6 protein-coding genes are annotated in these 13,359 nt (G+C 35.6%); 2 read left to right on the top strand and 4 right to left on the bottom strand.

Annotated features, from left to right (window positions below; translation table 11 throughout):
* Positions 1 to 29: 29 nt before the first annotated feature.
* Both MHB48_RS04375 and MHB48_RS04370 read right to left on the bottom strand, forming a co-directional pair.
* Positions 30 to 2,306, bottom strand: coding sequence for a phosphodiester glycosidase family protein (locus MHB48_RS04375; RefSeq protein WP_342600338.1), 2,277 nt, complete (start codon positions 2,304 to 2,306; stop codon positions 30 to 32).
* A 501-nt stretch (positions 2,307 to 2,807) separates the two neighbouring features.
* A complete protein-coding gene (locus MHB48_RS04370) occupies positions 2,808 to 4,274 on the bottom strand; it encodes an O-antigen ligase family protein (protein WP_342600337.1) in 1,467 nt (488 codons plus the stop codon).
* Between the two features lie 183 nt (positions 4,275 to 4,457).
* On the opposite strand from MHB48_RS04370, the gene MHB48_RS04365 reads away from it, so the two are divergent.
* Positions 4,458 to 6,458 carry an S-layer homology domain-containing protein gene (locus tag MHB48_RS04365; RefSeq protein ID WP_342600336.1) on the top strand — a complete coding sequence of 667 codons (2,001 nt, stop codon included), beginning with the start codon at positions 4,458 to 4,460 and terminating at the stop codon, positions 6,456 to 6,458.
* A gap of 657 nt (positions 6,459 to 7,115) precedes the next feature.
* Here MHB48_RS04365 and MHB48_RS04360 read toward each other — a convergent pair.
* The gene (locus MHB48_RS04360; RefSeq protein WP_342600335.1) at positions 7,116 to 7,997 is read right to left on the bottom strand and encodes a C40 family peptidase; all 882 of its coding nucleotides are present in this window, start codon (positions 7,995 to 7,997) and stop codon (positions 7,116 to 7,118) included.
* Positions 7,998 to 8,236: 239 nt separating this feature from the next.
* Positions 8,237 to 10,135 carry an N-acetylmuramoyl-L-alanine amidase gene (locus MHB48_RS04355; RefSeq protein ID WP_342600334.1) on the bottom strand — a complete coding sequence of 633 codons (1,899 nt, stop codon included), beginning with the start codon at positions 10,133 to 10,135 and terminating at the stop codon, positions 8,237 to 8,239.
* Positions 10,136 to 10,364: 229 nt separating this feature from the next.
* Between MHB48_RS04355 and MHB48_RS04350 the strand changes: the two genes are divergently transcribed.
* A complete protein-coding gene (locus MHB48_RS04350) occupies positions 10,365 to 12,617 on the top strand; it encodes an S-layer homology domain-containing protein (RefSeq protein ID WP_342600333.1) in 2,253 nt (750 codons plus the stop codon).
* Positions 12,618 to 13,359 lie beyond the last annotated feature (742 nt).

The raw sequence follows: 13,359 nt of genomic DNA, 5'->3' as shown, positions 1-13,359 counted from the left end.
CCCTCTACATAACGCGGAGGGGCTCAAATTTATCGATGAATAGATCGATATAAAAATACGCTAAAATGCATTCGAGTGACTGGGACACTTGGCTTAAATGTGCCATCTGCATAACCAGTTGTAATATCATTAAATGCTAACGCTGAAATGGATTTCTCAGCCCAGTATCCACTCTTCACATCACTAAATTTAGTAGTGGAAGTTCCTGTTAATTTATATGCATTGGTTAAAATAGCAGCCATTTGTGCTCTTGTTAACGTTCCTTGTGGATCGTATAAATTATTTTCTTTTCCACCAACAATTCTTGCATTGGCAACGGCAGCAATTTCTCTGTAATAAGGATGTGTGGTTGGAACATCTTTAAACCCAGGATCCGTCACACTTGTTAAGTCAAGTTTCAATGCACGGCTTATCAATACTGCAGCATGAGCACGACTTAAATTTTGTTCCGGTTTAAAAGTCGAATCCTCATACCCATGAATGTATCCATTATTTGTTAAATACACAATTTCTTTTAAATAAACATTTTTATTAGAAACATCACTAAAAGGTGATTGGAGAGAAGATGCAGGTTCTGTTACTTCTACATCAACAGATACTTTCTTTGTCCCTAGCTGGGCAATTATCTTTCCTTTTCCTGCAGTGTTGCTAGCAGTGAACTTTCCATTACTTGCAATAGTACCAATATTACCCTCCACACTCCAACTCAATTGGCTTGGATTATAGAGAAGTCCATTACCAGCGGCATCTTTTGCTGTCGCAGAAAAATTAATGGTTCCACCAGTATTTACTGTTTTAGCGGAGGAAGCTATAGAAAGTGTCGCAGGTTCCGAAACAATCGTCACAGGGAACGACTGGACTGCAGATTCATAGTTTAGTAACACTCGATCTTGCCCTACTTTGGAAGCTGTGTAAGTATATCCGTTTATGTTTACCAAGTTGTTCTCGGATGAAATAATTACTTTTGAAGGATCAATCGCAATATTATTATAGTAAGCGTCCATAACATAGTTTAATTTTAATGTAATGGAAGAACCTAGTAACATGGTTCCAACTTTATCTCGAGAAGCATTAATATGAGCTGGGCTACTTGTCGGTGCGGTACTTATAGCTTCTAAAATAGTAGAAACTCTCCGTTCATATCCATCAGATGGTCGATTCGCAAGCACAACATTGTTGCTTCCGTAATTACGAATGCCCATAGTTGTAGAGCCGCCACCATCTAAATTAATCGCTCGGTCAAATCCTAACTTTACAAGGTAATCTGCAAATTGCGTTAAAGACATTCCTTTGCTAAAGGACCCTAATCGACCATCTACTGTCACTAAATGAACTTGCTTCTTGTCAGCACTAATCGCTATAGCACTACGTGGAGCTAACTCTGTTGCTCGACTACTACTTGTGTTCATTGTTATATATCTTTGACCGTCTTTTACAAGCATCGGTCCACTTCCAAGCATGAACTGCGAATTTTTCCAGTTTTTATTTATATCAAAACTAACGCTTACTTGCTCCCCAATTTTCATATTTTTAAAGGAGTCAATCCACTTTTTCCCATTTACCGATAAAACAAAACCGTTCTTAGGAACTCTAATGACGTCCTCTGAACCATAATCTCTTATTTGAGTGATTTTACCAGTCAATGTTTGACCAAAATAATTAGACGTAACAGGTTCTTCCGTTTCGATAACAAATTCTAATCCAAATTTATTAGACCCTGTAGTCGTACCTACTTTTTGAGGCGTAAAAATAATCGCTTCATTTTCTTGTCTTTCTCTATTTAAACCAGTAATTTCATAGTCTTGATTATTGTATGAGAGGTTAATATCAAAATCAAAGCTTTCAATATCTGCCGTGCCATCTTCTTTAATCCCAAAAGCAATTGGTGAACTAACATAAGCCGAATACGAATCTGAAAGTACACCACCATTGACAATCTCATTATTTTGAGAGATTAAGTACATGGGAAATCCAGTAGACATATTATAGAACCCAGCATTCACTGCCCCTACTACTCTATTCCCTTCAAAAGAATGACTATTAGCAATCTTAGTTGTTGTCGCTACACTATTAATGGGAGATGGTACTCCAATTTTAAGTGCAGTATATGGATCTTGTAAGTTAATTGCTAGGTGATTAATCGAATTTGTATATGTATTCTTGTAAGTATAATTCTTATATTGAACACCTGACGAAAGTGGTAAATCCTTATTTACTTCTTGAAAAGCGTTCGCTTGTACTGGTAATGCAAAGATTAATACTGCAGCAATTGATCCTACTATAAATTGTGTCCATTTTTTCATCATGTATTATCGCTCCAATTATTTTGAAGCTCCACACCATCCTTTCGTATTGCTCCTAGCATAACAAAAGAAAATCTACTTTTCTATGAAACTATGGATACATTTTCAAAAAGATGGATATTATCGGAAAGAAATGACTACCTTTACGAATTTTAGTCGAGAGGTTATGCTGATTTCAATTCTACTTATACTGGTTTCGATCCTATGTATGCTGACTTCAATTCTACTTATACTGGTTTCAACCACATTTATGCTCATTTCATTCTACTTATGCTGGTTTCAACCATATTTATGCTAGATTCGACTGTTTATGCTGATCTCGATCCTATGTATGCTGACTCCAATTCTATTTATACTGGTTTCAACCCCATTTATGCTCATTTCATTCTACTTATAGTAATTTCAACTCTGTGTATGCTGATTTCGACTCTATTTATCCTGACTCCTCCCTATTTTTATTCCACAAAAAAAAGCAGGAAATCCATGGAGGACTCCTGCTTTACATTATTTATCTTTAAAATGAATAGTGGGATACCATTTATTCATAGCTGCAAAGCTTCCTAAAATGATAAAGAAGAAAATTGTGTAGGCCTTCAGTTCCCAAATATTATAATAGAAACCGGAGAAACCAGTTGAGAACCATAATGCAATCATAAACTTCCCAAACGTAGTATGTCGCTCTTTCCAAAATAACAGAAGCATACCTACTAGGAAACCTGCAAACAATAGAACTCCAATTACACCTGTTTCCGCAATTACTTGAATGTATTGATTATCCGAATAGAAGTTCTTACCACCATATATATCGGAGCGGATTCCATAATTATCGTATATAGGGGATCCGTATGATAATGTTGCGGCTCCACCAAATGTTCCAAATCCAGAACCAGTTAATGGATAATCACTAAATACTTCAAAGCCCTTTTTTAAATAAAAGATACGTCCGCTCTGTGTCATTAACGCTAGATTATCTTCATTAAATGTTTCTTCAAAACGTCCACCAATACTACCTGTAGGACCCCGTTCAGGAGATTCTAATCCAAAACTTTGGAAAAGGGATACCCCTAGGTTGACAGGATAATAAACCAAGATAATCGATGCTATTCCAGCAATGACTAGCCTTTTAATAAGCTTCCAATCTTTAGACAGGAAAATGAAAACTGCTCCTAAAACTGCTGCAGAAATAAATGTCCCTCGTGAATATGTCAAAATAAATATACCGATAAACATTACTAAGCTTACATTCAAGAAAACCTTATAAGATTTATCCTTATATAAATAACTTAAAAATAGTACTGCAACAATTCCAAACATTAACAATAAAGCTAATGAATTTGGATTTCCAGGCAAGCCATAAATTCTTACAATATTTGTGGCAGAAAGCGTTTTATACTTCCAAACTTCCGGCAGGAGCCATTGACGCATCGATAGTTTTTCTACTAACCCATGAATAGAAACTAGCCATGAAGTTAAAAGAGTAACCCACGCAAGACGTTCCAACCATGAAGCAGGTAGTATCGTGCGGGACAAAATATAATACAGCATATACATAATAAGAAATGTTCTTAACTGGAAAATAACAGATGCTATGCTGACGTCATTCAATAATCCAATGATTGAACCAAAGAATAAGAACGCGAAAAATAACCATTCAAACCATTTAAACGTAAGTAGACTTTTTAAATTTAATTTACTTGAAACAAGTAGCTTTGCAAAAACGGCAAATGTGATTATATCTCCAGCTAATTTTAGGCCTGGGTTTATTTCGAGTAAAATTGGTCTTATCGAAACATAGAGAACTAAGAACAGTAGGCTTTGGAATGGCTTAATATACGCAAAAGCCACAAAAAATATAGAAGTAATTATTATTGTTAAATTTGGTGGTAAAAACATACTGATAATAAGAAATAAACAAGCTGCTAGGAAGGTTACAAGATCCTTCTTTGTGATATGTTTCTTAATTTGTGACATTCGATATTCCCTTTCTAGTTCAAAACTTTTTAAAGCTAACCTATTATAACATCTATTTGACTAATTGGCGTATAGTTTTCATTACAATTTCAAAACAATTAATTGGACAAAATGCCCTTATTTTACTATCAAATTTCTGATATTATAGTAGATAGCTTATAAGTTAAAGGGAGGTATTGGCTAGTGAAGAAGCTTTTGGTCCTAGCAATAACAACATTATTAATTTTTAGTACATATTTTTCAAATCTTGCATATGCAAGCGATGTTGATTCTCACCAAATGAAACATGAATTAACCTATTGGATCGCGAAAGATGTCATTCGGGCTGATGCAAAAGGAAATTACAATCCGAATAAAGCAGTAACACGAGGAGAATTTGCCTCATATATTACTCGAGCTTTTGAATTACCACCTTCTACTAAGTATAAATTTAATGATTTAAAAGCGAATAATAGTTTAACAATTGAAATCCAAAACGCTGCTGGAGCCGGAATATTAAGCGGATATCCAGATGGATCATTTAAGCCAAACCAAGAAATTACTCGTCAACAAATGGCTGGAATGCTCTATAAAGTGTTCAGATATTTGGAGTTACCTTTAGAAGAAGTTCAGCTAACTTTTAAAGATGCTGCAAAAATTGACCCTTCTTTTACTAAAGCAGTATCAGCGAATGTAAATTTAAATATTATTCGAGGAAGTACTGAAAAAGCGGGTGTCTATTTCTATCCAAAACGAAACGCAACGATAGGACATGCATCGGCATTTTTATATCGCATGGTGGCAGCAATCGAACTACTTAAACCAGAAGTTGAAGAACCTACAACACCCGAAATACCTGTGGAACCTCCAGTAGAACCACCTACATACCGACTGGACACAATGGTGAATGGAGAAATCTTGAAAGGAAATAAATATAATTCCTATGAAGAAGCATTAGCTAAATGGTCGGCTGGCACACAAGTAATCACTTATAATGATAAGATTGTAAAAATGAATTCTGGACTAGCAAGTGCAGCAGACACAAGTAAAAATTATACTTCTATCTATAGTAATAAAACTCTCACAAATGAGATTACGTATACTACGGAAGGTCGAGAGATGAAATACATAGGAAGTGGTCCTGACTACGTAATCGTTCAAGTTGGTGGGACAATAGGATATGCAAAACATAGTGAAGTAAATTTAACCCCGACTCAAGCAATAACAGAAGATACAAGGGACAGATATGTGAAAAATGGATCTGGGATGTTAAATCACTATATCTATAATCATCTTACGAAGAAACTAGATTACTATACGGTAGGTCCAGCTCCAGATTTCATGGTTCCATTCACTGATTATTTTAGCTATGACGGTGTTCAATTTTACGATGCAAAAGGAACTCTAAAAGGAACTTTCTATTCTTATTTCCAATTCCAATCTCTGAGACAAACAACCAATTACACAGCAGAGGAATTAGACAGTTACATTATGAATGTACTCGCTGAAAAAGAAGCGACGAAGATTGCTCGTTATGCAAACGCGACACAAAAATCCAAAATAATTGGTCTAGGCACTTACTTGAAAGAGATGGAAGCAACATATCGAGTGAATGCGATGTTTATTTTAGCTGCAGCAATGCATGAAAGTGATTTCGGTATTAGTAATTATGCACAAACTATCAATAACCTGTTTGGAATTGGTGTTTTTGATTCTGATCCAAATGCGACAATGTATGCAAAACCAGAAAATAGCGTGTTTGCATTTGTCACACGTTTTATTAATGCAAATTACGGGCTTCCATCAGCAAAATATGCAAATGGATTAGTCCCTGGCAATAAAACAACTGGCGTCAATGTGAGATATGCATCAGATCCATATTGGGGTGCTAAAATTGCCGGACATATGTATCGCATAGACTTGGCACTTGGTTCAAAAGATTATCAGCAAGCAACACTGGCAATGACAACTCCGAATAGCATATTAAACGTTCGCGCTACTCCAGAAGTAACCAGTACAAATAAACTATATACTTATGCTCAAAAAGAGTTAGGCGTAAATGAAGCATTCGGATATCCAGTGGTAATCGTAGACGAAGTACAAGGAACTGACGGCTACACTTGGTACAAAGTTCTATCGGACACACCACCCCCAGCAGATTTTGGTTGGATACGTGGCGATTTCCTTAAGAAGATATCCTATTAACTATTAGAAATGGGTTTGTCATAAAAGTCGTGAAAATCGACTTTTGCTGACAACCCATTTTTTTAGATAGCTCTGTTAAACAATCATGTTGTTACCTGTCGAAAATCCGCTCGCTCTCAGCGGAAGAACTGCCAAGCCTCCTCTTGGCTGGTCATAGGCCCTTCTGAGTCGAAATACGGAGCCGATATACGCAAATCCGTTGCCACATTTATTTTATGGTGATTGGATTGGAAGGCGGCGACTCCAGCGGGAAAAGCATGAGCTGAAGGCCCCGCAGGAGCAAAAGCGACGAGGAGACTGAAGCCATGCCCGCGGAAAGCGTCCGTCTGCAACGGAATCACCTAGATAGAAGTTCTTTTAAGCAACTTGTTCTCCATATTTTCGGATTGCTTTCGGCAGTCTTTTGACATGTCATCACCGAAGGATAATAAGAGTAGAGGGAAATGAATGACATCACTTTCGAGGTCACTGAAAAAGTCTATTAATCATTTCATAGTGAGTTCTTGAACGACATTCTCTTTTTGATTAAATTTAACATTCAAATGATCTATCTCTTAAAAGTGCCCGATTAGCTCTTTTCTTAATTTAAAACACACAAAAATAGCTGGCCCGAAGTCAAATTTATACTTCTGGACCAGCTATTATTCTTTATGTATTTTATTTAGTTCTTTCCAAGAATGTTTTCATTTGTTTATGTGTTACGTAATCGTTAAGACCATAAGAACCGTCTGGTTTTCCAATTGTAATTCCATTTTGTGCTAGGATTTGCACATACTCGCTTGCCCAATGTGTACTTTCAACATCGGTAAATGCAAAAGTTCCCTTTCCTGGCTTTAGATCAAATGCTTCCACTAATACCTTTGCAACATGTGCTCTTGTCATTGGCTTAGAAGGATTGAATTTCCCATCTTCATTACCTGAGAAAATTTTAGCTTCCGTTACTGCATTAATTGCATGGAAATAGTCAGATGTCGCTTTCACATCTTTGTATCGAATGATGCTGTCTGTACTTGATAGTTTTAATGTATCTGCAAGCTTCTGTGCTACTTCTGCTCGACTTGCATAAATGCTCATATCGATCGATGCAGATTTCACTTCTTCTACTCTTTTAGCACCTATGTATTTATCTCCCCAATAGTATGGATCATTTATAGAAGCAACACTTACTCCCTTAGAAGTAGCGGAACTAATAAATTGGTTAGCACCAATATATATCCCTACGTGAGAAACACCTTTTCCAGTTGTATTAAAGAATACTAAATCTCCTACTTCTAAATCACTTTTGCTAACGCTAGTACCTAATTGATATTGGGACTTTGTATCTCTCGGAATATCTATCTGTAAGTCTTGAAACACCTGTTGTACAAATCCGGAGCAATCAAATCCTTGTGATGTAGTACCTCCATATAAATAAGGAACACCTATGTATGTATGAGCTTGCGTTTTAATTTCGTTAGGAGAAGCAGCACCAGCTACTGTAGTATTTATTAAAAGTATAGAAGAACTAAGTAAACAAACTTTCAAAATCTTTTTAAACATTCTCTTTGAATCTCTCCTTTATTCTTTCTATTAGTAATACTATCATCTTTAAATAGCTTCCAACATTACAGTTATATATCAAATAGATAACAAAAATTTCGCTTTAGTAAATGCATAAGCCTTTAGAACCTCGATAGCTAAACTCTTGTAGGATGTTATTCACAACAAAATTTTAATAATTTCCTAGACAACAAAAAACCATTTCGCAAAATTACGAAATGGTTTTTTGCCCCATAATATTAAGGAGCTGAATAATAATCTACAATCCCGTTATAAATAGATTGAGCATATATCTCTAAAAACTTATCACTAATCAATTTATTAAGATCTGCTTGGTTTGTAATAAACCCTAGTTCAACTAAAACAGATGGTATATCTACCATCCTATTAACATAAAAATCCGCTTCTTTTATTCGGCGATCAACCATATTTGCATTTTTAACAATTTCAGAATGAATTTTAGTAGCCAGTACTTTACTTTCAGCTCCATTCTCATTTGATGTCAGATTATAGAACGTCTCTGTACCAGTTACGGAAGCATTATTAATTGCGTTTACATGAATACTTACATAAATTTCTGAAAAAGTTGATTTTGATAAAGCAACACGATCCGGAAGTGTTGGATAGGTATCACCTGTTCTAGTCATTATAACTGTGGCACCTTGACTTTTAAGCTTTTGCTCTACCAGTTTTGCAACTTTAATAACAACGCTTTTTTCAGTTACTCCTTGACTAGAAGATCCTGGATCTGTACCACCGTGGCCTGGATCTATCAATATAATTCTATTTTTCAACACACTACCTGATTGATTCAATAGCTTTAAATATGATTTGTGTGTATAACCTTCTCCACCTGCATATTTCACTTTCGCCCAATAACCATTAATACTTTGTACAGAAACCATCATACCTTTTGTTAATTTTCCTACATTTGGATAAGAAGCACCTGGACCACTGCGAACATTTAATGAAGGAACTGTTACTTTACCAGCTAGATTTCCTAAACCAGTCGGTGGTGGAGTACCAGGTTCTTCTGGAGTCTCAGGACCGTCTGTTTCTGAACTTGTGTACTTAGCATTAATATAGCCTGGAACTCCATTCATTTTTACTAAGTACCATCCATCGTATAAACCGTATGTTTCTACCTTTTCATTTAAGAGAAGCACCCCAACTACACTAGAAGTCGCTAATGGTTTACTTCTTACATTCAACTCAGCAGAAGTAATCTGAACTTGTCCAGTAGATTCTTTAATAGGTTGTCCATTGATATCTAAGAAAGCTGTAAAATCACTGCTGATATAATGTAACTCTCCCTGATAATCTACCTTCAACCAATCGCCTATTTTTTCATAAACTTCTAAAATGTCACCATTATTTACTTGGCCAACAATTGTACTAGATGTATTTGGCTCAGTTCGAACATTTAATGTATCATTAGTTAGAGTAACGATTACTTTTCCAATGGATTGATCGCTATCCGGGGTAGTTATCCCCCCTACTTCTAGCTTAAAAGAATCTTCCATTCCACGAGCTACGAAAAGTGCAAAATGTTTACGTGTAACTCCATTATGAGGCAAATACTTATTACCGTCCCCTTGCGTAAGTCCATTATAGTAAATAGCTTTCACATACTTTGCAATATTGCTAGTTTCCGCTATATCTGTAAAGATAATTGGCTTATTTGCAAATTCTGTTAGACTCAAGTTGAATGCTTTTGCTAAAGCAATACTCATGTCATCTCTTGTTAAAGGTTTATTAATTCCAAAAGTTCCATCACTATTTCCTTTTAAGAAACCAGACTTTACAGCGCGTTCTATGTAGCCTGATGCTTCAGTCCCCACCTTAACATCTGTAAAACTAGATTTGCTTACGATTAAAGGTTTTTGATTACTAGCTTCCACAAGCATTTTTGCTGCTTGAGAACGTTTTAATACTTCGCCTGGCTTATAATATTGCTTACCATTAACTGTATATCCTTTTATTATTCCTTTGTTATATATGTATTCAATTTCTTGATATCCTTCATCGGAAGTAGAAACATCCGAAAATATTTGATTTGCACTCGCTTTAGTAGAAAACGAAGTAGCCGCAATAAGCACGAGACTTGCAATAACCATTTTTTTTAAAAAACCTCTCACTTTTGTTCTCCTCTCTATCCGTCTTTATTAGATACTATCAAAGATGTCCATCAAATAATATCCTACATTTTTACTCTATTCGCTATTTTTTCACTAAATTCCATGTTTCAATAAAAAGAAATTTGGATATTAAATACATTAACTTCATATAATCCCTTCAAATGACCATACATTTTAATAGATTTATTTGTTATGATAGTTATTGACATAATTTTAGGAGGTAATATTTTTGAGAATAAGAAAGTTTTTTGTATTTTTTCTAACAATATCCTTTATTTTCAGCATCCATACCACTATTACGCAAGCAGAGTCTATAGATCAAAAATTTATTGATATACATAATAATTATTGGGCCAAAGATGAAGTTACTCAATTAGTTGGTTTAGAAATTATTAATGGATATCCTGATTTACATTTTAGACCTTCTGTCGACGTATCACGTGGGCAAGCCGCGAATTTATTGACAAGTGCCTTAAAACTTCCCGATTCTCCCTACCAGCCCATTTTTACAGACATTAGTGCAAAATCTAGTTATTTAAAAGGGGTTATGGCCACGTATAAGGCAGGTATTTTTAACGGAAAACCAGACAAAACGTTTGGGGCTGGAGATACGTTAACTCGTGAGCAAATGGCTTCCGTTATTGCGAGAGCTTTTGAATTAGAAAATACAGGAGAAGAAATTTCCTTTAAAGATGATTCGAAGATTAGCGCGTCCCATAAAGAAGGTGTAACACTCCTTGCACAACACAAGATCACTACAGGTAAAGAAGATGGTACGTTCGATCCGAAATCAGGAGTTAACAGAGGAACATTTGTAGTGTTTTTACATCGTGCAATGGTAGCAACAGGAAAGATTGAGCCATTATCAGATGTTACTTTTAACGAAGCACCAACAAATGGCAAGTTGGAGACGGTTCGAGAAGTACAAAATATCGTTGAGGTCCCTCTATCTACTGGTTATAAAACATACATTCGCTCTAAAAACGATTTAAAATATTTAGGTGAAACAACTACTGAATACGGATATGCAACTGATACTGTATATACATATCGAGTGGTAAATTCAAAGGCAACTCTAGAAATTACAAGAAGAGATTTTCCAAATAATGACTATCTCGTTTTCACTAGTTTAATTAATGATTCCAGTACGCCTATTCAGCTTGACTTACTGATGAAAACATCAAATATTGAGAGTTCTAAGTTAATAAGTTATGACCGTTATCCAATAGAGAAAAATGAAGATGACACTTTTGGATACGACCCTACTACCTATCCCAAAGGTATTGTCGAAACTAAAACAGTATCAAACGATGTCTATCAAACTATGTTTAGTAAGCTATATCGTTCGAAGCAACTTACACTCACATATTCAGACGAAGCAAAGAGTGTAACAAGAGATCTTAAAGCAGAAGTTGATGCATTTTCCGATATTCAGCTTGGAGATGCACAACTCACGGTTATACCACTTAAATCTTTAGGTTCAGACATTGTCGATTATTGGTTTATGAAATCGAATGAACTTCTATTTAAAACAAGAGCTTCTATGGACAGTTGGATGCTGGAATCAGCGGTGAACTACCGCAAGCGAAACTCATGGTATACAGCAGATGGACCATATAATAAGATGGCTGTTACTGTCGAACCAATGCCTTCTTCGTACAATGGATTTGGTCGAAACTTACTGATGGTAAAAGAAGATCGTATATTGAAACTCTATGAAGAGAATAAAGAACGATATTTTGAGAATCTACTAATTAATTCATTTGTTAACCTTCAAGTTTTTAAAGGTGATAAGACTTATTGGGAGACGGAAGTAACTAGTACGTATTTAAAAAGTTTATATGGGATTACTGCACCTTTTGTAGATACTAGATTTAATGAGCAGATTGCTCTTTTCCTATATAAAAGTGGAAAAGAGTTTGGTCATGATAATTATAATGAAGCACTAAGAAATTATGCTAATCTATTAACTACTCAGAAAAGTAAAGGAAATTATATTCCAGTTGACGGTAATTCTTACTATATCTCTGACTACTTCCCTGTTGGGCAAAATGTCACTACTCATACTCATTCATCTATGAACCACGTACTTGGGGGGATGAATATTCTACTAACTGCTTATAACGAGTTTGGTGATGTTAAATATTTAACAACTGCTACTAGTATTCAAACAGCAATTAATAAAGATAAGAATTTGTGGATTCGACCAGATCATGATATATGGTACAAAGTTTCTCCGAAAAGAGAATTTGTTGGAAGAGACTATAATCATCTAACGCTGGAAGATTTAATAAACTCCTATACACTTTGGCAGGATATCGACCCAAGTCACTTACCATTTATTAAGGATTTAATTGTTTCAAAAGCTACGTATTTAGATCAAAATCAATTAGGGTACACAACTAAGATTAAAGAAGGCTTTGAACGACTAGGTATGCTGGATTTATTACCTAGTGGCCCGGAATATACGGACGCTAATTAAACAAGCGAAAAGCGACATTTAAGTATTAAACCTGTTCGAGGATGTTTCCGGATTTGCTTTGGAATGAACTTTTGTTACATCATTACCGCGCGATTTATTGTAGAGGAGGATCGTGACTAGCGTCACGATCCTCCTCTACTTTTTCGGTACTCTTGTGACTCTCGTCATTCCGTCGCCTTCCTGCTACTTTAGGCAACAGGTTAGTACTGTTTTGGATAATGAGAGAATAGATTCTTTCTTACTAACGTTGAAGGCTCCCGAAGATGCAATTTCGGGAGCTCTTTTACTGTTTTATAAGTTGGATACTATCTATTTTTCTGTCATAAGACTGTTTACAAGCATTAGAAATTAGTGAAAAATTCTATTCTAAAATGCATTTTTTTAAAGTTATAGTTAACAGATCAACGCTTTCCACATAATGAATGGGGGTTTCTTATTTTAAGGGTATGTTAATTTGAGGGTAGGCACTGAAAAACTAGAAATTAGTATTTTGTAGGTACTATTGCTGTATTTAATTTAAGAGAATTTAGCGCGACGCATGAGACTCCTGCGGGAAAGCGAGACAGACGAGACCCCGCACGAAGCGTAGCGAAGGAGGAGGCTCGTCGCTCGCCCGCGGAAAGCGAATGCCAAAGCGCTAAATTCTCTTAGCGGCTATTTGATAGACAATTTATTAGAATAACACTTTTTTAGTGCCCTTTGAGAGCTTAATTAAAAAAGCATGAAACCGAGGAATAGTTCC

Source organism: Psychrobacillus sp. FSL H8-0483 (assembly GCF_038637725.1).
Classification (GTDB): Bacteria; Bacillota; Bacilli; order Bacillales_A; family Planococcaceae; genus Psychrobacillus.
The sequence above is the reverse complement of the archived record's forward strand: the minus strand, read 5'-3'. Positions and strand labels throughout refer to the sequence as shown.